This window comes from Congzhengia sp. (assembly GCF_037235575.1).
GTDB lineage: Bacteria > Bacillota > Clostridia > UBA1381 > UBA9506 > Congzhengia > Congzhengia minquanensis.
Genome location: NZ_JAXUNN010000030.1, coordinates 171,485 through 192,701, shown reverse-complemented (window position 1 = coordinate 192,701; position 21,217 = coordinate 171,485). Strand labels below are relative to the sequence as shown.

Here is a 21,217-nt window from a genome sequence, read left to right as displayed (position 1 = left end):
GAAAAGTTATTTCAATTAATACAAAAAAGGCGCGTTTTGTTTCATTTAACGAAAATCACGCCTTTTATGCCTGCAATGAATTTATTATTTTATTTTTTTCAATAAAATTTCTTTTTGGTTGTCTTTCGGGTGGTCAATCACATGGTCTAACAAAAAGGATAACGCCTTGCCAATTTGTTTTCCTTCAAGTCCTAAAGCTTTTAAATCATTGCCGTTAACTGCAAGATGTTTTAATGAAAAAGACTCCTTGTCTTCTTTTATTTGACGGTAAAGCCGCTCAATTTCATCATATGTTTCAAGGCGCGGAGCGGTAAGCGCAAAATTCTGTGCTTTGCAGTCCGCCCTCTTTAAATTGATCAGGTCTAAAAAAATGTCGTCCCCAACGTCATTTACCGCGCGCTTAATATATTTTTTTTCCGGCAAAATCTGTCTGTCATGAAATTTTATCAGCCGCAGTATTTTACTTTTATCTGCGTTGCTGAACTTATACCTGTTACAAAAATCCTCCGCAAGCGCGACGCTTAACTTCGCATGATTGCGAAAGCTGTCGCTCCCATCAGGATTTTTTCCCTTTGTACCGGGCTTTCCCCAGTCATGCATCAAAGCGCTGAACCGAAGGTAGGATTTTTTCTCCAAAAACTGTGCCGCCGTTAAACTGTGGGTTCCCACGTCATAAATGTGCCATTTAATGTTTTGGGGCGTATTAAAGCATTTGCATAGTTCAGGCATAATGAACCGCAAAATTCCAACATCATAAAGCGTTTTTATTTGTTCCAAATGGTCAGACAACAAAATTTTTGTAATCTCTGCAATCACCCGTTCCGCACTTAAATTTTGAACCAAAGCGGCGTTTTTTTGAATGGAAGCCAGAGTTTTTTCTTCAATTTTAAAATCTTTTTGTGCAGCAAAGCGCACAGCCCGCAGCATTCTGAGTGCGTCTTCTAAAAACCTTGTGTCAGGGTCGCCGACACATTTTATGCATTTGTTTTTCAAATCCTTAGCGCCGCCAAAGGGGTCAATAAATCCCTCTGTTTCATTATATGCCATGGCGTTCACCGTAAAATCCCGGCGGGCAAGATCCTCTGTAATGGATTTTGTAAAGGTCACATGCTCCGGCCGGCGGTGGTCTTTATAATCACCGTCACAGCGGAACGTGGTCACCTCAAAAATTCCGCCGTCTAATAAAATACTGACGGTTCCGTGCTGAATTCCCGTGTCAACTGTTTTTTGAAACAGCCGTTTCATGTCTTCAGGAAGTGCCGAGGTGCAGATGTCCCAGTCTGATGGAACTGTATTTAACAGGCTGTCCCGAACGCAGCCGCCGACGGCATAGGCGAAAAATCCGTTTTTTATGAACGTGTTAATAATGCGGTTCACCGTGTTTGGCATCTTTATTTTCGTTGCGCCCGCCTCCTTTTTCTTTTATCATATCCATTATATAGAAAATCAAAACACAGGTCAAGGGGCCAGACGTGAAATAAATAATTGAAAAATATTGACAGTTTGCCAAAAAGATTGTATAATAAAAGTGTGTTTTTATATTAAGGTAGTATAAAAGTGCTTTTTAAACAATAATAGGAGAAGGAGGTAAAGTTATAGGAAATGAATGATTTAACACTAATCATAATATGTGCTGCCGCACTTGTTTTGATTATTGTTGCGTGGGTTATCGCATTTAAAATGGGCGACGCTTCCAGAAAAAAGAAAGACGAAGCAGAAATCGGTTCTGCTGAAGCAGAAGCAAAACGGATTATTGAAGCTGCCAAAAAAGAAGGCGAAAGCAAGAAAAAAGAAGCCATTTTAGAGGCAAAAGAAGAAAACCATAAATCAAGACAAGAGCTTGATAAGGAAATAAAAGACAGGCGCAACGAGATTTCAAGGCAGGAGCGGAGAATTCAGCAAAAGGAAGAAAATCTCGATAAAAAAACAGATGCCATCGAGAAAAAAGAAGAAGCTTTAAGCAAAAAGGATAAAGACCTTGATGCACTGCGGGAAGAAATTGAAAAGATAAAACAAAAAGAGTTAAACATGTTAGAGCAGCTTGCCGGTTTGTCGAAAGACGAAGCAAAACAGTATTTACTGGAAAAGCTTGAAAACGAAGTGAAGCACGAAGCGGCAATTATGGTGAAAGACATTGAAGCTCAGGCAAAAGAAAACGCCGAAAAAACAGCGAAAAACATTATTGCGGGCGCCATTCAGAAATGTGCGGCCGACCATGTTGCAGAAGCAACTGTTTCCGTCGTGAACCTGCCCAATGAGGAAATGAAGGGCAGAATTATCGGCCGAGAGGGACGTAACATCAGAACGCTGGAAACACTCACCGGAATTGATTTAATTATCGACGATACGCCGGAGGCGGTTATCCTTTCAGGGTTCGACCCGGTAAGGCGTGAAATTGCAAGACTATCGCTGGAAAAACTCATTGTTGACGGCAGAATTCACCCGGCAAGAATTGAGGAGATGTATGAAAAGGCGAAAAAAGAAGTTGAAACACAAATTAAGCAGGAGGGCGAAAATGCAACGTTTGAAACCGGCGTTCACGGCCTGCATCCTGAAATTATTAAACTTTTGGGCAAACTGCGGTTCCGCACCAGCTATGGACAAAATGTGCTGAAACATTCCATTGAGGTGTCCCACATAGCAGGCCTTATTGCAGGCGAGCTGGGAGCCGACATTACCATGGCAAAACGGGCAGGGCTTTTGCACGATTTGGGTAAGGCCGCCGACCACGAAATGGAAGGCTCACACGTTACCATTGGTGCAGACCTTGCGAAAAAATATAAAGAGAGCAAAGATATTGTCCACGCGATTATGGCGCACCACGGCGATATTGAAGCAACCACAGTGGTTGCAGTTATCGTTCAGGCGGCAGATGCAATTTCAGCAGCGCGGCCGGGTGCAAGAAGAGAAAATATCGAATCGTACATAAAGCGGCTTGAAAAGCTTGAGGAAATCGCAAATTCCTTTGAGGGCGTTGAAAAATCATTTGCAATCCAGGCTGGCAGAGAAGTCAGAATAATGGTTAGTCCTGAAAATATTAAGGACGACAGCATCACACTCATTGCCCGCGACATCGTTAAGAAAATCGAAAATGAACTGGAATATCCGGGGCAGATTAAAGTTAACGTAATTCGTGAAACAAGAGCAGTTGAGTACGCAAAATAGCGTTAAAAATTGAAATATATATAGAGTGATTAAGTGAAATAATTATACTCAATATAGATTTGGGCACCCCCGAAAATAACGGGGGTGCCGTTTTTTAAGTGTTTTTATATTAAATCAACCCATTGTTTGTTTTCAGAGGATAAAAGCAATGCATCTAAAATCTTTTGACATTTTAAACCGTCCGCAATGGTGGGTAAAAGTGAACATTCTTTACCGTTTAACAAGTCTATGAACATTTGCTCCTGGGAAATAGAGAATCTTTTGGGAACCTTAATCTCGTGCATTCCACAGCTTTCGGTATCAATCTCGCCCAAACAGACCTGTAAGATATCCGTCCGGGTTAAATCAAATGAAATTACGCCCTTCGTACCGAATATTTGATATTTGATTGTGTTGTTGTGACCGATTGCACATCTTGTGATGGAAAATGTACCAGTAACACCGTTTTCAAAATCAACAAGAAAGTTACAATAATCATCGGTTTCAACAGCTCCTAATTCCTTGCTGCCTTCTTTTGGACGTTCTTTTATAACAATGCCGCAAGTTGCACATACACGTTTCATTTCGCCAATTAAAAGCTGGGCCATATCAATCAAGTGCACGCCTAAATCACCTAAAACACCAGTTCCTGCATATTTTTTTATAAAACGCCATTCTAACCGACGGTCTTTTGAAAAGGCACTGGATTTTAAATACTCCACATTTACGCTAATAATTTTGCCAAGCATTCCTTTATCTAAAATTTCTTTTGCATACCGCACCGCAGGCATGAATCTGTAAGAAAAGCACATCATATTCGGCACGGTAGGATTGGCAGCAAAAGAGTTTAACTTACTTGCCTCACCAAAGTTAACCGACAGCGGTTTTTCAACATTTACCGCTTTACCAGCGGCAATAGCATCTTGTGCCATTTTTACGTGAAGATAATTCGGTGTACAAATTTCCACAGCATCCACTTTTTCACAGTTGATTAAATCCAAGTAGTTTTCAAATTGAAGTTCCGGTGGAATATGATATTTTTTACCTGTTTGACGCAGTCGTTTTTTATCAATGTCGCAAATGGCGCATAGCTGTCCGCCGTTGCTTTCTAAAATCTGAGGAATGTGTGTGCTGTTAGCAATTCCTCCAACTCCAATAATTCCAATATTTACCATTATACATCCTCCAGTTTATACAAGTTTTCATGTTTTTTCACACTTTCATCTGCGTCTTCATACTTATTGGATATATTTTCTAATGCATCAAAATATCCAAAAGAGGGGGTCGGTCCGTTTGAAGGTTTTGCCCATTCTATCGCATTTTTTAATATTTGAATGATATCTTTACGATAAAAAGTTGGGTATGCTTCGTGTCCGGGACGAAAATAAAATATTTTGCCAAGTCCCCGCTTATAGCAACAACCGCTTCTGAAAACCTCTCCACCGGAAAACCAGCTAATGAACACCAATTCATCAGGTGTTGGTATATCAAATCGTTCACCATACGTTTCTTCTTGCGGCAGATCAATATATTCCGGCAGGTTCCGCGAAATTGGGTGAGAAGGCTCAATAATCCAAATTCGTTCTTTTTCATCATTTTCACGCCACTTAGAGCGGCAGCACGTTCCCATTAACTTCACAAACGGCTTGGATAAATGTCCGGAGTGGAGCACAATCAGTCCCATGCCGGCTAATACCCGTTGCTTCACTCTCTCCGCCACAACATCAGAAACTTTTTCGTGGGCAATATGCCCCCACCAGATTAAAACGTCGGTGCTGTTTAAAACTTCATTTGAAAGCCCGTGATCCGGCATATCAAGAGTTGCAGTTCTAACTTGCATTGTTTCCTCACTTCGCAGAATTTGCGCAATTGCGCCGTGAATTCCTTGAGGATATATTTTTGTAATGGCCTCCTCTTTTTTTTCATGAATAAATTCATTCCAAACTGTAACATTAATTTTTGACATAAATAAACCTCCTTTTAACTGTATTATATAGTGATAAAAGCAACAATACAATGTATTTTACACGCTGAAAATTGTATTTTTCGCTTCTTTATGATTGATTTTCAGAAAAACTTGTGATACAGTAAAACTGAGGTGAATGAAATGAATTGTGTAAAAATGGAACAGCTTATTTCAATTGATTATCACATAATAAATGTTTTTGCAATGAACCAATGCTGGGAAAATAATCATGTGTTTGATACGGTGTTTCATACAGGGCGGCCTACATCAGCTCTTTTATATGTAGAAGACTGCACTGCAGAATATATCTTAGATAACAATAAGCGATTTTTTGTTAAAAAGGGCGAAATTGTGTATATTCCTCAGGGGGCAAAATATAAAACGGTTTTTCATCATACGATTAAGGGGAAAACATCATCTATGCTGATTGAATTTACTACCACAGATTTAAGTGGAATGCCATTTGTTTTCTGTTCCCATATTATGAAGCTATCAGATGTACAGGGGATCAATAAAACATTGTTTATAGAAATTATTAGCTTATATCTTTCGCCGGTCCAGTCACTTGCCATGATAAAGTCGATATTATACAAGTTTTTATCAGAATTAAGCGACGCACGTAGATTAAAAAATATTAATTCAAAAGAATTTTCACAGATTGCAAAAGGAATTCTTTACCTTGAAAACAACATATCTTTTGACAAAAGCATTGCAGAAATTGCTACTATGTGTCATGTAAGCACTAGCTGCTTCAGAAGACTCTTTAAAAAATATTCCGGGCTTTCCCCTGTACAATACCAAATTGGTGTGAAGGTAGATTATGCAAAAAAATTACTGCTGAGCAATACCATGACGGTAAGTGAAATATCAGAAAGACTTGGTTTTCAGGACCTGTCTTATTTTTGTAAATTCTTTAAAAAACAAACCGGCACGACAGCTAAGGAATATTTAGCACTGAACAAAAAATAAAACAGCTAAAAAAACCGATGCAGCATTTTGCTGCATCGGTAATATGAAGAATCATATATCATTTCATACCAAACATTTTTTCTTTTAAATCAAGATAATATAAATAGTTTTCAACGGAAACATCAGGAGGGCAGCGATGGTCGCAAAAAGGAATATATCCCCCGCGGGCAACCAGTCTTTCGACACTTTTTAAATAATCTTTTATGGCGTCTTTTCCCGCCTTTAACTGCATTTTATCAATGCCGCCCATAATCATCAGGTCACGGCCATATTCGTCTAACAGCTCTGCCGGGTGTGCGCAGCTGTTTACCTCATAAGGGAACAGGCAGTTAATTCCGCCCTCCAGCAAATACGGCAATATTGGCCTTACATCTCCGTCACAGTCCGTATACCAAACGTCAATGCCATATTCTTTCAGTTTTTTGTTAATTCTTTTATATCTGGGCATAACCACCTCTTTAAAGAAATTAACAGAAACAATCGGGCCGTTTTTATAGCAGATATCCTCCCAGCCAGAAGCAAAATCAAAGTCAAAATGAGGAAGCACTTGGTCTAAAAAGTCTTCTATGAGCACACAGCGCGTTTCCACCATATCCTCCACCATATCAGGATAATCGTAGCACGCATAGGCAGTGCCTTCAAATGTAAGCATGTCGCGGATTCTGCCGATCATAGAGCCGCAGTCAACGCCTAAGGCATAATCGCGGTCAGCAGGATGATTTTGTTTCAGCGCTGCAATATCCACTTTTCTTGCAGGGTCGTTGCGCACAAATTTTTCTTCCTTCACTCTTTTCCAGTCTTCGGGAGTGACAATGGAAGATTTCATGTAGTGCGGAATGGAGGCCGAGCCCTTTGTAACCTCTGCTAAAAGACCGTCGGTGTTTTGCATAATTACTGTTCTTTCGCGGTCTTCAATCACTTTTTCTTCAAAGGCTGGATGTAAGTCGCACACGCCGCCGATAATTTCGAAACGGTCAAAAGAGAAAAACTCTGCAGCCTGCTCGTTTGACCGAATTCCGTTGTCAACAAAAATATCCCAAAGATCAAAGTTTTCGTCCCAATATCCAAATTCCATGTTAAAGCATCTGTCAACGCTTTTATAATGCATTTGCCTGTTAAACCGCTCGCGGTCGGTCATGGTGCCGTTCCACTTGCTGCGAATATGTTTTATGGCCATTTTATGAACCTCCGGCATATTTCATTTTTATAATCCTTTTATACCACACCGGAGTTCAATTGTCAATTGTAATGCAGTTTTTTTCCGTTTTAAACAGCAGGTGGGGCATATCCATATTGTAATAATGCTTTACAATTTGCCCGCAAACTTTCATTCCGTTGCGCTTTGCCACGTTCTGTGAGGCAAGATTGTTGTCGCGGATTATAGAATATACCTCTTTTGCCCCAAGCACCTGAAAGGCATAATTTTTGCAGGCAATTGCGGCTTCTGTGGCATAGCCCTTGTGCCAAAACGCTTTTTGAAACAGATAGCCCACCTCTAAAACTTCCTTGTCATCGGCATTTTGCAGTGTCAGGCCGCACTGGCCAATCATTTCACCGGTTTCTTTTAAAACCACTGCCCAAAGTCCAAAGCCGTCTTTTTCATAACGGGTCAGGTTTTTATCGAGCCACGCGACAACTTCTTCATCAGAAAAAGCATGCTCATAGGCATACATCACCTCTGCGTCCTGAAGAATTTTACACAGAGCCGGAAAATCGTCCTTTGTCATTTCCCGCAAACTTAACCGCTGGGTTTCTAATATTGCTTTCATAACAGCTTCTCCCATTCACTTTCTTTAAACCCCACCAAAACGGTGTTTTCATTAATTAAAATTGGCCGTTTCACCAGCATTCCGTCGGTGGAGAGCAGTTTCAGCTGTTCCTCCTCGCTGAATTCAGGCAGTTTATCCTTTAGCTGCATGGACTTATACAAAAGCCCGCTGGTGTTAAAAAACCGTTTCAGCGGCAGGCCGCTTTGTTTGTGCCATTGGGAAAGCTCCTCATAGGTAGGGTTGTTTTGCTTAATGTCCCGCACATCAAACTCCAAACCGTGCTGCTCTAACCATTTTTCTGCTTTTTGACAGGTGGAGCATTTCGGGTAACAAATAAAATGAATCATAAAAACACCTCTTTTATAATATGAGAATGACCGGCACAATGCCGGTCACATTTTTCGTTTAACTAATGTCCGCTAAGTCGAGGAATTTGTGGCCGAATTCCGCAATGAATTCTTTTCTGGCCTGCAAATTGTCTCCAAGCAAAACATCAAACATTTCAAAGGTTTTTCCTGCGTCGTCATAGGTAACGCGAACCAGCCGCCTGGTTTCGGGGTTCATGGTGGTTTGCCACATCATCTCCGGCTCGTTTTCACCAAGCCCCTTTGAGCGCTGAATTTTATACTTTTTGCTGCCCAGCTTTTCGGTGATTTCCTGTTTTTCCATTTCGTTAAATGCAAAATAGGTGTCTTTGCCGCAGGTAATTTCAAACAGCGGGGATTCGGCGATATACACCTTCCCCTCCTTAATCAGCGTGGGCATTAAAACATAAATCATGGTAAGGATCAGCGTTCTGATCTGATAGCCGTCTACGTCGGCGTCGGTGCAGATGATAACCTTGCTCCAGCGCAGATTGTCCAAATCGAACGTGGACATGTCTTTCGAGTGCTTGCTTTTAATCTCAATGCCACACCCTAACACCTTCACCAAATCCGTAATGATGTCGTTTTTAAAAATTTTGCCGTAGTCCGCCTTTAGGCAGTTTAAAATCTTTCCGCGGACGGGAATAATCGCCTGAAATTCTGCGTCGCGTCCCTTTTTGCAGGAGCCTAAGGCAGAGTCACCCTCCACAATGTAAATTTCCCGCCGGTCAATGTCCTTCGTGCGGCAGTTAATGAACTTGCTAATGCGGTTGGTCATATCTAAAGTGCCGGTCAGGTTCTTTTTCGCCGCCACTCTTGCCTTTTCGGCACTTTCCCGGCTGCGCTTGTTAATTAAAACCTGCTGGGCAATTTTTTCCGCCGCCTCTTTGTTTTCAATGAGGCAAACCTCAATCTGCTCCCTTAAAACCTCTGTCATGGCCTCTTGAATGAACTTGTTGGTAATGGACTTTTTCGTCTGGTTTTCGTAGCTTGTAACGGTGGAAAAGGAGTTTGAAACGAGGATTAAGCTGTCGGATATGTCCACAAAGCTGATTTTGCTTTCACTTTTGTTATATTTGTTGTTGTTTTTTAAATATTTGTCCAAAACCGAAACAAAGGCGCTTTTCACCGCCTTGTCCGGCGCGCCGCCGTGCTCTAAAAAGCTGGAGTTGTGGTAATATTCAATCATATTAATCTCGTTGTTAAAGCAAAAGGCAAACTGCATTTTTACGTTATAGTCGGGTTTGTCCTCCCGGTCGCGCCCCCGTCGCTGTGCATCGAAGGTGAAAACAGGTGTAAATTCCTTTCCGGCAGAAATTTCTTTCACATAGTCCATAATGCCGTTTTCATATAGATATTCATACATATCCCAGCCGTCCGCCGTCTGGTTATACAAGATAAACTTAATACCGGAATTCACAACCGACTGGCGTTTTAACACGTCCTGAAAATATTCCAAAGGGATGTTAATGTCGGTGAATACCTCTGTATCGGGCCGCCATTTGATGGTGCTCCCCGTTTTTTTTGATTTTACCTCCTCAACCAAAAGCTCGCCTGCCGGGTTGCCCTTTTCAAAGTGCATGGAATATTTTTTTCCGCCATACTGCACATTCACGTCCATATAAGACGAGCTGTACTGTGTGGCGCAGGTGCCCAGACCGTTTAACCCTAAGCTGTATTCATAGTTTTCGCCGCTGTTGTTTTTATATTTTCCGCCGGCATAAAGCTCACAAAACACCAGCTCCCAGTTGTAGCGCTTCTCATTTTCATTATACCCCATAGGAATTCCGCGCCCGTTGTCCTTCACCTCGATCGACTTGTCCGCAAAGCGGGTAATCTCAATTTCCTTCCCAAACCCTTCTCTTGCTTCGTCAATTGCATTTGACAAAATCTCAAAAAACGAATGTTCACAGCCGTCAATCCCGTCGGAGCCAAAAATAACGCCGGGGCGAAGGCGCACACGGTCTGCGCCCTTTAAAGACGATATGCTGTTATCACCATACTTTTTTTTCATTCAGTTCAGCCTTTCAAAATTAATGAAACATTACGACTGTACGCTGTAATTCGGCGATTCCTTCGTAATGGAAATATCGTGAGGGTGGCTTTCTTTTAAGCCGGCCCCGGTAATTTTAATAAACTTTCCGTTTTTCTTTAAATCTTCAACAGTTTTTGTTCCGCAGTAGCCCATGCCGGAGCGCAGTCCGCCCATAAGCTGATAAATTGTGTCGGCCACTGCGCCTTTAAACGGGACGCGGCCCTCAACGCCTTCAGGAACCAGTTTTTTCGTGTTTGTCTGGAAATAGCGGTCTTTCGAGCCAACCTCCATGGCGGCAATGGAGCCCATGCCGCGGTAAACCTTAAATTTTCTGCCCTGATAAATTTCTTCATCTCCGGGGCTTTCCTCGCAGCCGGCAAACAGGCTGCCGATCATAATCACATTGGCCCCTGCCGCAATGGCCTTGGGTAAATCGCCGGAATATTTAATTCCGCCGTCTGCAATTGCAGGAATACCATATTTGTCTGCAACCTCATATACGTCTGAAATCGCCGTAATCTGCGGCACGCCAATGCCCGCAACAATTCTGGTGGTGCAGATGGAGCCGGGCCCAATGCCAACCTTCACTGCGTCTGCCCCCGCCTTAATTAGGCACTCCGCCGCTTCGCCCGTGGCAATGTTGCCTGCAATTAAAGAAATATCCGGATACTTATTTTTCACCAGTTCCACAGCTTTTATAATGTTTGCGCTGTGGCCGTGGGCCGAGTCTAACACAAAACAGTCTACCTTTGCGTCGTAAAGGGCGCCGGCCCGGTCTAACACGTCTTTTGTCACGCCCAGCGCCGCACCGACTAACAGCCTTCCGTTGGCATCTTTTGCGGAGTTGGGATATTTTACGCTTTTTTCAATGTCTTTAATGGTGATTAAACCCTTGAGCATGCCGCTGCCATCCACAATGGGCAGCTTTTCAATTTTGTGTTTTCTTAAAATTTCCTGCGCTTCCGTAAGCGTGGTGCCCTCCGGAGCAGTAACCAGGTTTTCCTTGGTCATCACTTCGCTGATTTTTCTTGAAAAATCGGTTTCAAACCGCAAATCCCGGTTGGTCAAAATGCCAACCAGCTTGCCGTTTTCGCAAATAGGAACGCCGGAAATCCGATATTTACCCATCAAATTGTCGGCGTCCTCCAATGTGCGCTCGGGCGTCAAATAGAACGGGTCGATGATAATGCCGTGTTCCGAACGTTTTACCTTGTCCACCTCGGTGGCCTGGGCCTCAATGGTCATGTTTTTATGAATAATGCCAATGCCGCCCTCCCTGGCCATTGCAATTGCCATTGCCGATTCTGTTACCGTGTCCATTGCCGCACTCATCAGCGGAATGTTGAGTTTAATATTTTTTGTAAGCTGCGTAGACAGCTCCACCATATCGGGGGTAACTTCACTTTTTTGAGGAACCAGCAATACGTCGTCGAATGTCAGCCCTTCTTTAATCACCTTGTTCATCATTTTGCACCCTTTCTCAATTTGTAGTCAGTTTTGTTTGAAAAAAGCTTATAACTCTACCTTTTTACCATATAGTATAACAAAGTTCAATGTCAAAATCAAGGAAAACTTTGCACTGCACGAAATTTAAAATTAAAGGAAATGTAATGAGATATTCACATTTTTGTGGTATGATAAAATAGATAAGTTATACAATGTGGAGGAATAACATGGAGCTACTTTCGCCGGCAGGGGACTTTGCGTCTTTAAAAACCGCGGTGCGGTGCGGCGCAGACGCCGTTTACATAGGGGGCAAGTGTTTCAGTGCCCGCAGAAATGCAAACAATTTTACAAACGAGGAAATTGCCGCAGCGGTAGATTTTTGTCATCTGCACAAGGTGAAGGTGTATGTAACCATTAACATCGTAATCAAAGAGGATGAATTTTCAGATGCGCTGTCCTTTGCCTCGTTCTTGGCAGAAACAGGCGCAGACGGTATTATCGTACAGGATTTGGGCCTTTTATGCGCCATAAGAAAGCTGTCGCCCGACATCAGGCTCAACGCCAGCACACAAATGACGGTTTGCTCAGCAGACGGTGTGAATTTGCTTCAAAAGCTGGGGGCAAACCGGGTGGTGCTGTCCCGGGAACTGTCGAAAGAAGAAATCGCATCAATAAATGCAAAAACCACGTTAGAGCTTGAGGCATTCGTCCACGGGGCCATGTGCATGAGCTGGTCCGGCCAGTGCTATTTAAGCAGCATTATTGGCGGAAGAAGCGGAAACAGGGGGCTTTGTGCCCAGCCCTGCCGCCTGCCCTATACGCTGTATCGGAACGGACAGGCCGTTACAAATGCGAAAAACTTGCTGTGCATGAAGGATTTGTGCCTGGCAGAGCACATGCACGAGTTTCAAACCATTGCAGATTCTGCCAAAATTGAAGGCAGAATGAAAAGCCCGGAATATGCCGGTGTGGTGACAAGGGTGTATAAACAGGCAATGGAGGGCGCGGCAGACAGGGCGGGAATTCAGGACATGCTGTCGTTTTTCTCCCGCGGCGGCTCGGGTAGCGGATATTTTCACGGCAGGGGCTTTGATAAGTTAATGGACTATACCGGAGCGGAAAAGGTCACTGCGTCGAAAGACTTGATTTCTGAAATTCAACAGACGGACATCGCCAAAAAAAGGACTGTTTCCTTTCGCCTTACGGCCCGGGAGGGGCTTCCCCTCGCGCTGGCGGCGGAATGTGACGGCTTTTCGGCAAATGCGGCAGGAGCGCCCTGTGAAAGGGCGAAAAGTGCTGCTTTTGATGAAATGCGTGCCAAAGAGCAAATCGGAAAGCTGGGAGACACGGCTTTTGTCTTGAAAGAAATCACTACAGACACAGAGGGGCAGCCCTTCGTGTCCGTATCCGCGCTGAACAGCTTGCGGCGGCAGGTGTGCGCAGACTTGCAGGAACAAATCTGCGCATCTTACCGGCGGAACGTGAACAAAATAACAGAAATCGGACAAATAGCCAAGCGGGAGACAAGGCCGCCCAAAGTTTGTGTTCAGGTGCGCACAAAAGAGCAGATGGAGGCAGCCGCCTCCTGCGGAATTAAAGCAAAATATCTGTCTTATGACTTGTTTCGCCGGTTTGGAACCGAGAAAGACGTCTGCGTGCTTCCGCCCCTGACCAAAGAGGGCGAAACACTGCATTTAGAAAGTGCGGCCCGGGTTATGGTGCAGAACATTGGCCAGATAGAGGCCGCCAAAGAAAAAATTATGTGCGGCGGGGAACGGCTAAACGTAACAAACAGCGAAACAATGAAAATATTATCTTCCATCGGAATGAAACGGGTAACGCTATCGCCGGAGCTGAACCTGAAGGAAATGAAGCAAATCACAGATCATTGCGCAGTGCCGGCAGAGGTCATAGCATATGGCAGGCTTTCGGTTATGCTTCTGGAAAACTGCGTCATCAAAAGCGCATACCGGTGCACAAAGGGAGAAGGATTTTTTGAGCTGTGCGACAGAAAGGGCGAGCGGTTTCCGGTTTTATGCGAGGGGTGCCGCAACGTGGTGTTAAACAGCGTGCCTCTTTACATGGCGGACAAATTAGACGATATTGTCTCGTTGAACGCCGGGGCAATTCGGCTGGTGTTCACGACGGAAACCGGGGACGAGGTAAAAAAAGTGCTTTCAGCGTATCAGGCGGGACTAAGGGGAAAAGCGTCCCGGGGTGTGTTTGATAAAATCACAAGGGGACATTTTTACCGCGGAGTTGAATAAGCCATGACGAAAACGGACAAACTTATTTTTTGGAGCGTGCTTTTATCGGCGGTTTTTCTTCTGCTGTTTTCAAATGTAATTTTTGCGAAAACAGGCCGTGAAACCATTGTAATTGAACTTGGCGGGAAAGAATATGCCCGGTATCAGCAAGACGCTTTAAGCCAGCCTAAAACACTTGAAATTCAAACGGAATTCGGCTATAATAAAATAGAAGTTTCTAAAAAGGGTGCAAGGGTAATAGATTCGGACTGCAAAGACAGACAGTGTATCGGCGAAATCCAAAAATCCGGAGAAATGATTGTCTGCCTGCCCCACAGGCTGATTGTGAAAATCGAAGGAAGCGGGGAGGTGGACGGCGTTGCATACTAAAAGAACGGCGGTTTTTGCCCTGTTCTGCGCCTTGGCGTTGGTTTTGGGATATTTTGAAAACCTGATTCCTGCGTTTTTGGTAGTGCCTGGCGGCAAAATCGGCCTGGCAAACATTGTTACCATGGTGGTGTTTTGCCTGATGGGTGCAAAGCCGGCGCTTGCCTTTGGCGTTCTACGGTGCTTTTTGTCCTCTGTGTTATACAGCGGATTTTTTGCCTTTTTTTACGGCTGTGCAGGAACAGTTTTGTCTGTTTTATCCATGGCAGCGGCAAAAACGGTGTTAAGGGACAAGGTTTCCGAAATCGGGCTATCCATCATTGGCGCTGCGTTTTTTAATTTGGGACAGCTTGCCGTTTGCGCCGCCGTGCTGGAAAGCCTTGGGGTGTTCCGCTATTTTCCGGCGCTTTTACTGGTTTCGGCCGTTGCCGGAAGCCTCACCGGATATGCGGCAAACCGAATTATACCCCTCTGCATGGAAAAGAATTTTAAAAGCAAGAATGGAGACAACAATATATGGAAATAATACTTGCGTCGGGGTCGCCCAGAAGAAAAGAGCTGTTAGGCGCAATGGGACTTACCTTTTCCGTGCGGACAAGCTGCGCGGACGAGACCATAGAGGAAGGGCTGCCGCCCTTTTTTGTTGTGGAACAGCTCTCTTTGTTAAAAGCGTCTTCTGTTGCCTCAATTGTGAAAAGTGAGGGCAAAGAGGCTGTTATCATCGGGGCGGACACCATTGTGGTGTCAGAAGGAACCATTTTAACAAAACCAAGCGATGAAGAAGATGCAAAGGCTATTTTATCCGCCCTGGCGGGGAAATGGCACAGCGTTTTAACCGGCGTTACGGTTATGAACACAAAAAACGCCAAAAGCGAGTCCTTTTATGTGGAGACAAAGGTGCATTTTATTGCGTTAACAAAAGAACAAATCGACGCCTATGTGAAAACAGGCGAACCAATGGACAAGGCCGGCGCCTATGGCATTCAGGGCAGGGGCGCTCTGTTTGTGGACAAATTAGACGGCGACTATTTTAACGTAGTGGGGCTGCCTGTTTGCAAACTGGCCCAGGTTTTAAAAGCGGAGTTTGACATAGACTGTATGGCGTAATACAAATTGAAATCCCTCAGCAGCAAAACCTTACATAAATTATGAGGGAGGAATTTTCGTTGACAAAATATATTGGTGTGGATCTGGGAACAGCAAATACGCTGGTTTACTGCAAGGGGAAGGGAATTGTGCTGAAAGAGCCGTCGGTTGTGGCGGTAGAAAGCGAAAGCGGCAGGGTTTTGGCCGTTGGCAGGGAAGCCAAAAACATGATTGGCAGAACGCCGGACGAGGTGATGGTTATCCGTCCCATGAAAGGCGGCGTAATTGCAGATTTTGATGTGACGCAGGCCATGTTAAAAGCCTTTATCGAACGCTCCTGCCCCGGCGGTGTAATGCGCCCCCATGTCACCATCTGCGTGCCTTTTGGCGTGACGGAGGTTGAGCGCCGGGCGGTGTTAGAGGCGGTAATGCGCTCCGGCGGCAAAAACGCCTATGTGATTGAAGAGCCAATGGCGGCGGCACTGGGAGCGGAGCTTCCCGTGAGCGAGGCCACCGGCAGCATGGTGGTGGACATTGGCGGCGGCACCTGCGAGGTGGCGGTGGTGTCGTTCGGAGGAATTGTGGCCAGCACCTCCATCCGCTATGCAGGCGACAAAATGGATGCAGATATTGCAGAGTATGTAAAAAATATATATAATCTTATGATTGGGGAGCGGACGGCGGAAGATATTAAAATCAGCATCGGAACCGCCCATCCCTCCTGTGAGGAAAAGAGCATATCCGTAATGGGGCGCGATTTGGCTTCCGGCCTGCCGAGGCTCCTCACCATTACCTCGTCCGAGGTGCGGGGTGCCATTGCGGGGACCATCAGCAAGGTGATCGGCGCGGTGCGGGACACGCTGGAAAATACGCCGCCGGAGCTTGCCGCAGACATTGTCAGCCGCGGCATTGTGCTGACGGGCGGCGGCGCAAAGCTGCCCGGCCTGGATTTGCTGATTCAGGAAAAGACGGGCATTGATGTTACCGTGTCAGAAAATGCAGAAGACTGTGTGGCCGTTGGGGCGGGAATGGCCTTATCTGTTCTTGCTGACAGAAGTCAAAACGGCGCCCGCAAACAAAAAAGGGGGCTGTTCGGCCGCAAATAAAGGGGATGACAGAAGGAATGAAAAAGCGTGAAAAAAAACGGTTGATTGTTGTTTTGGTTCTGACGGCGCTGATATTCGTATTTATGGGCGTGTCCTATTCGCTGACCAGCGCGGGGAGGGCCAATCCGCTAAGCAGCGCCGCGCAGTTTATTTTCAGCCCGGTGCAAAGCGTGTTCTCCAAAGCGGGCAGAAGCGTCGGCGGTTTTTTTGAAGCGCTTTCAAATGTTTATACCTACAGGGAAGAAAACGAACGGTTAAAAACAGAAATAGATGTGTTAAAACAGGAAACCCGGTCGATTGAGTCGTTAAAACAGGAAAACGAGCGGCTGCGGGAACTTTTGAATTTTAAGGAAACCAGCACGGAATATGATATGGTGGGCTGTGAGGTCATTGCCAAAGACGCAGGAAACTGGTTTGGTACCTTTAAGGTGGATAAGGGCACAAGCAGCGGCATTCAAAAAGACGACGTGGCGGTGCTGCGCCGGGCGCTGGTGGGCAAGGTGACAGAGGTGGGCGACAACTGGGCGGAAATTACTTCCATTATCGAGCCGGAAAGCTCTGTGGGCGCCTTAGTGACAAGAACGCAGGACATTGCCATTGCAGAAGGGGATTTGGGCCTAAAGGACAAAGGCAAGCTAAAGCTTTCGTTCATTGCCGACAGCGCCGGGCTGGTTGCCGGCGACTCCATAGAAACCTCAGGCATTGGGGGCGTTTATCCGAAAGGGTTATTAATTGGAACCGTCAGCGAAATTTTAACGGACAGCGCCAAAAACACCAACTATGCGGTTGTAGATACAGAAGTGGATTTTGAGCGGATCCGTGAGGTAATGGTAATTAAATCGAAACAGTAAAGCAGGGAGAGGCACAAAAAATGAGGGTTTTAAACAGGTTTCAACCGAAAACAGATTTTATGGGCAGCGCGGTGCAATATCTGCTCGCCGTCGTTTTCGTTTTGTTTTTAATCGTCGTTCAAACCACCATTGTCCATGCCGCCGCGGTGTTTCATGTAGTTCCGGGACTTGTTTTTGTGTTTTGCATGTGTTACAGTATAAAAAAAGGAGGTCTGCCAGCCGTTGTGCTCAGCGCGGCCTGCGGATTTTTGCTGGATATGCTGAATGGAAGGCCTCAGGGGCTTGACGCACTTTTGTACCTATACATATCGCTGGGGTGCGTTACATTGCATGACTGTCTTTACAACAAGTCCTTAAAGGTGTTAACGGCGGGGGTTCTTGCAGCGTCTGTTGTCTATGGCGCGGCGACATTTGGGCTGAACTTTCTTTTGTGGGGGGAAACGCGGATTGGCTTTGCATTTACCCATAAAATCATTCCCGAGGCGCTGTATAATTGCATTGTTACACCGATTCTATATCCGTTTGTGTGTAAATGCTCGGTAAGCAAAGATTCGAGGAGGAGTGTTTGCCGTGAATAGAAACTTAAAAAAAAGCACGCGCAGGCGCTATTTTGTGCTGTATGTCTTTGCCGCGGTGTTTTTTGTGATGATTTTTACAAGATTGTTTTCCCTGCAATTAAAAAGTGGGAAGCAATATCGCAGCGTGTCGGACGCAAGACTGTCTCTATCCGTGCCGGTAATTGCCCCGCGGGGTGAGATTACTGACCGTTACGGCAGGCCCTTTGTGACCAACCGCACCGGATATTTTGTTGTGCTGGAAAAAGTAAACGAAACAACCCAGGAACGACATGCATCTATCTTAAATGTGCTGAAAATTCTCACAGAAAAGGGCAGCACGGCGGAATATGAAGATAGTCTGCCCATTTCTTTTGATTCTCCTTTCCGGTTTCAATATCCCAAGGAAGAAAAAAATAAGGCCGAGCAGGAAAAAAAGTTTAAAACGGAAAATGGATTTGATGAAAACAGCACGGCAGCGGACGTAATGAACGCGCTGAGCGAAAAATATAAAATTGACGAAAATTACTCAAACAAAGAAAAACGGCTAATTGCAGGCGTAAGGTTTGGAATGGAGAAAAACGGGTTTTCCGTGTCCGCGCCCTATACCATTTTAGAAGACGCCGACATGGAAACAGTGACAAAAATTAAAGAGCACGCCGACCTGTTTCCCAGCGTTGCCGTGCATGAGCGGCCTGTGCGTGAATATCTCTACCCCCAAACCGCCACCCACATTTTAGGCAGGGTGGGCAAAATCAGCAGTACGGAGTATGACCAGCTGAAAAACAGCGGCTACGGCAGGAATGATTATATCGGAAAACAGGGCGCTGAAAAGGCCTTTGAACAATATCTGCGCGGCACAGACGGCGTGAGCAGCATTGAGCGGAAAATTGACGGTGAGTCGACGAACTTTATCGAATCGGTAGACCCCATACCGGGAAATACCGTAATTTTAACGTTGGATTTGGATTTGCAGCTGGCCGCAGAACAAACACTTAAGAAAACAGTGGAAGAGACAAAATCCTCCGCTTCTTCAAAAAACGGCGGGTCGGTGGTGGCGGTAGACGTAAACTCCGGCGAAATTTTAGCCACCGCGTCTTATCCCACCTATGATATTACAGAATTCAGCGAAAAATATAATGAAATGGCAGAGGATCCATCAAAGCCTATGTTTAACCGCGCTCTCTCCGGGCTTTATGAGCCGGGCTCAACGTTTAAGCCCATCACCACCATTGCAGCAATCGACAGCGGCGTGCTGAAACCGGACGAAATAATGGAAACCAAGGGCGAATATAAATATCTTGACCGCACATTTAAGTGCAATATTTTCAGAACAAAGGGCATAACTCATGGCACAATCAACGTTTCTGAGGCCATTGGCGTGTCCTGCAACTATTTCTTCTATGAGGTTGGAAGACGCACAGGAATTGAAAAAATTGCCGAAACGGCTGAAAAGTTTGGGTTAGGCAGTCTCACCGGCGTTGAGCTTTCCGGCGAAGAGGCAAAGGGAAAAATCGCAACGCCGGAAAACAGGGAGCAAAACGGCGGGAAATGGTATCCGGGGGACGTGCTACAGGCCGCTATCGGTCAGTCGGACAACTTGTTTTCTCCCTTAGCATTGGCAAACTACACAGCCACGTTGGCCAACGGGGGAACAAACTATAAAACAAAGCTTTTAAAGGCTGTGAAATCAGAAACAGATGAAACCATTTTAAAATCGGCGCAGCCCCAAATTAACCAGATGGCAGGCGCGTCGAAAGAGGCGCTGACCGCAGTGAAGGACGGAATGCTAAAGGTAACGGAACCGGGGGGAACGGCCTATTCCGTGTTTGCAGGCCTTCCCGTGTCTGTTGCGGGCAAAACAGGATCGGCCCAGGTACCCGGCGGCACAAACGGCCTGTTTGTCGGCTATGCCCCTGCGGAAAATCCACAGATTGCCGTCAGCGTGGTGCTGGAAAACGGCGATTCGGGAACCAAGGCGGCAAGGGTCGCCCGGGAAGTATTGGAAAGCTACTTTGAAAAACCGAAAACTGACGATAAAAAACCAACAGAAGAAAAACCATATACGCTTCTTCCGTAACATAAATTTTTAACGTGAAACAGAAAGGACATGCTGCAAATGATTATTTTAAAAGGAAGCCCGAAAGGAATTTCCGTTTCGGTAGACGATACAGATTTTGAAACAGGCCGCGCAGAGCTGATAGAAAAGCTTTCTGCCTCGAAAGAGTTTTTTAAAGACATTGCGCTGGAGGTCTTTTTAACCAGCAACTCCCTTACCGAAGCTGAGGTTTATCTGCTTCAGCCCGCGGTGCGCGAGGCCCTGTGCGAAACAGACGTTACGTTTATTGAAACAGAACCGAAAATGATTCCGAAAAAGCATTCTCCCTTAGACGAATTGGGTCCGAATGAAGGTATTACAAAGTTTTGCAGAAAGACGGTGAAAGCCGGCGAAACGGTGGAATATGACAACAACTTGGTTGTCATCGGTGATGTGGAAGCCGGTGCAAAGGTGGTTGCCGGCGGAAATGTGTTTATTTTAGGCTCTTTATATGGCAGCGTGCACGCCGGTGCCGGCGGCAGAAAAGACGCCGCTGTGGTTGCAATGAAGCTTATGCCCGAGCGGCTTTTAATCTGCGATTTGTCGGTTAAAGTAAAGCAAAGTGCAATTAAGCGGTTGTTTTCTAATGTGCCGGAAATTGCCTATATTGCCGGAAATGCTATAAAAATTGAACAATATACATAAAAAAGAAGTTAAATAATTGTGAACTTTATATGAAATAAACAAAAAAAACGAAATTTGCTGTGGACTTCATACCTTTTCTATGGTATAATATCCACGAAAAGATTCATTTACTTAAAAATTGCAGACAGGAGGGTATGGAATGAATATAGCGTTGATTGCGCATGATAAGAAAAAGGAATTGATGGTGCAGTTCTGCATTGCATATAAAGGAATTCTTGCCAAGCACATGCTGTGTGCCACAGGAACTACCGGCGGGTTGGTGTCAGACGCAACGGGCCTTTCCGTCCACAGGTTTTTGTCTGGCCCCCAGGGCGGCGACCAGCAGATCGGGGCGAGAATTGCCTATAACGAAATAGATTTGGTGCTGTTTTTCCGCGACCCTTTAACGGCGCAGCCTCACGAGCCGGATGTTTCGGCTTTATTAAGGCTTTGCGACGTGCACAACGTGCCGCTGGCTACCAATGTTGCCACAGCGGAGGTTTTGGTGCGGGGGTTAGAACGCGGCGATTTAGATTGGCGCGACATTGTAAATCCTAAGGAATAAGTTATC

Annotated in this window: 20 protein-coding genes; 12 read left to right on the top strand and 8 right to left on the bottom strand. The window is 45.2% G+C overall.

Annotated features, from left to right (window positions below):
* Positions 1-84 precede the first annotated feature (84 nt).
* Positions 85-1,389: an HD domain-containing protein gene (locus WIG73_RS06955; protein WP_337399857.1), complete on the bottom strand. Its 1,305-nt coding sequence runs from the start codon at positions 1,387-1,389 to the stop codon at positions 85-87.
* A gap of 213 nt (positions 1,390-1,602) precedes the next feature.
* On the opposite strand from WIG73_RS06955, the gene rny reads away from it, so the two are divergent.
* Positions 1,603-3,165, top strand: coding sequence for a ribonuclease Y (gene rny, locus WIG73_RS06950; RefSeq protein ID WP_249313438.1), 1,563 nt, complete (start codon positions 1,603-1,605; stop codon positions 3,163-3,165).
* Positions 3,166-3,269: 104 nt separating this feature from the next.
* Here rny and WIG73_RS06945 read toward each other — a convergent pair whose 3' ends face one another.
* Both WIG73_RS06945 and WIG73_RS06940 read right to left on the bottom strand, forming a co-directional pair.
* Positions 3,270-4,319, bottom strand: coding sequence for a Gfo/Idh/MocA family oxidoreductase (locus WIG73_RS06945; protein WP_249313439.1), 1,050 nt, complete (start codon positions 4,317-4,319; stop codon positions 3,270-3,272).
* On the bottom strand, positions 4,319-5,110 hold the full coding sequence (locus WIG73_RS06940; protein ID WP_177678491.1) for a ThuA domain-containing protein: 792 nt from the start codon (positions 5,108-5,110) through the stop codon (positions 4,319-4,321). The genes WIG73_RS06945 and WIG73_RS06940 overlap by 1 nt, the downstream gene beginning before the upstream one ends.
* Positions 5,111-5,251: 141 nt before the next feature.
* Between WIG73_RS06940 and WIG73_RS06935 the strand changes: the two genes are divergently transcribed.
* Positions 5,252-6,079 carry an AraC family transcriptional regulator gene (locus tag WIG73_RS06935; RefSeq protein WP_337399856.1) on the top strand — a complete coding sequence of 276 codons (828 nt, stop codon included), beginning with the start codon at positions 5,252-5,254 and terminating at the stop codon, positions 6,077-6,079.
* 58 nt (positions 6,080-6,137) lie between these two features.
* On the opposite strand, the gene WIG73_RS06930 is transcribed toward WIG73_RS06935, so the two are convergent.
* The 5 genes from WIG73_RS06930 to guaB form a co-directional block, all read right to left on the bottom strand.
* The gene (locus WIG73_RS06930) at positions 6,138-7,256 is read right to left on the bottom strand and encodes a uroporphyrinogen decarboxylase family protein (protein ID WP_337399854.1); all 1,119 of its coding nucleotides are present in this window, start codon (positions 7,254-7,256) and stop codon (positions 6,138-6,140) included.
* Positions 7,257-7,311: 55 nt separating this feature from the next.
* Positions 7,312-7,848, bottom strand: a complete 537-nt coding sequence (locus tag WIG73_RS06925; RefSeq protein ID WP_337399852.1) for a GNAT family N-acetyltransferase — start codon at positions 7,846-7,848, stop codon at positions 7,312-7,314.
* Complete coding sequence (locus tag WIG73_RS06920) at positions 7,845-8,192, bottom strand: arsenate reductase family protein (protein ID WP_249313644.1); 348 nt, start codon at positions 8,190-8,192, stop codon at positions 7,845-7,847. Before WIG73_RS06920 ends, WIG73_RS06925 begins: the two co-directional genes overlap by 4 nt.
* A gap of 61 nt (positions 8,193-8,253) precedes the next feature.
* A complete protein-coding gene (locus WIG73_RS06915; protein WP_337399850.1) occupies positions 8,254-10,227 on the bottom strand; it encodes a toprim domain-containing protein in 1,974 nt (657 codons plus the stop codon).
* A gap of 30 nt (positions 10,228-10,257) precedes the next feature.
* Positions 10,258-11,712, bottom strand: a complete 1,455-nt coding sequence (gene guaB, locus WIG73_RS06910; RefSeq protein WP_337399885.1) for an IMP dehydrogenase — start codon at positions 11,710-11,712, stop codon at positions 10,258-10,260.
* A 209-nt stretch (positions 11,713-11,921) separates the two neighbouring features.
* Here guaB and WIG73_RS06905 point away from each other — a divergent pair, with 209 nt between their 5' ends.
* From WIG73_RS06905 to mgsA, 10 genes are all read left to right on the top strand, one after another.
* Positions 11,922-13,961 carry a DUF3656 domain-containing protein gene (locus tag WIG73_RS06905; protein WP_337399848.1) on the top strand — a complete coding sequence of 680 codons (2,040 nt, stop codon included), beginning with the start codon at positions 11,922-11,924 and terminating at the stop codon, positions 13,959-13,961.
* A gap of 3 nt (positions 13,962-13,964) precedes the next feature.
* On the top strand, positions 13,965-14,330 hold the full coding sequence (locus WIG73_RS06900) for a NusG domain II-containing protein (protein WP_177680771.1): 366 nt from the start codon (positions 13,965-13,967) through the stop codon (positions 14,328-14,330).
* Entirely contained in the window at positions 14,320-14,853 is a 534-nt protein-coding gene (locus WIG73_RS06895; RefSeq protein ID WP_337399847.1) for a Gx transporter family protein, read from the top strand. The genes WIG73_RS06900 and WIG73_RS06895 overlap by 11 nt, the downstream gene beginning before the upstream one ends.
* Positions 14,844-15,434 carry a Maf family protein gene (locus tag WIG73_RS06890; RefSeq protein ID WP_249313447.1) on the top strand — a complete coding sequence of 197 codons (591 nt, stop codon included), beginning with the start codon at positions 14,844-14,846 and terminating at the stop codon, positions 15,432-15,434. Before WIG73_RS06895 ends, WIG73_RS06890 begins: the two co-directional genes overlap by 10 nt.
* A 41-nt stretch (positions 15,435-15,475) precedes the next feature.
* On the top strand, positions 15,476-16,519 hold the full coding sequence (locus WIG73_RS06885; protein WP_249313448.1) for a rod shape-determining protein: 1,044 nt from the start codon (positions 15,476-15,478) through the stop codon (positions 16,517-16,519).
* A gap of 17 nt (positions 16,520-16,536) precedes the next feature.
* Complete coding sequence (gene mreC, locus WIG73_RS06880; protein WP_177680779.1) at positions 16,537-17,370, top strand: rod shape-determining protein MreC; 834 nt, start codon at positions 16,537-16,539, stop codon at positions 17,368-17,370.
* A 20-nt stretch (positions 17,371-17,390) separates the two neighbouring features.
* Positions 17,391-17,948 (top strand): rod shape-determining protein MreD, encoded by a 558-nt coding sequence (gene mreD / locus WIG73_RS06875; protein ID WP_249313449.1) that lies wholly within the window; start codon positions 17,391-17,393, stop codon positions 17,946-17,948.
* The gene (locus tag WIG73_RS06870; RefSeq protein ID WP_337399844.1) at positions 17,941-20,004 is read left to right on the top strand and encodes a penicillin-binding transpeptidase domain-containing protein; all 2,064 of its coding nucleotides are present in this window, start codon (positions 17,941-17,943) and stop codon (positions 20,002-20,004) included. The genes mreD and WIG73_RS06870 overlap by 8 nt, the downstream gene beginning before the upstream one ends.
* Positions 20,005-20,043: 39 nt before the next feature.
* Positions 20,044-20,667: a septum site-determining protein MinC gene (locus WIG73_RS06865; protein ID WP_337399843.1), complete on the top strand. Its 624-nt coding sequence runs from the start codon at positions 20,044-20,046 to the stop codon at positions 20,665-20,667.
* A 139-nt stretch (positions 20,668-20,806) separates the two neighbouring features.
* Entirely contained in the window at positions 20,807-21,211 is a 405-nt protein-coding gene (gene mgsA, locus WIG73_RS06860; RefSeq protein WP_337399842.1) for a methylglyoxal synthase, read from the top strand.
* The last annotated feature ends 6 nt before the right edge of the window (positions 21,212-21,217 follow it).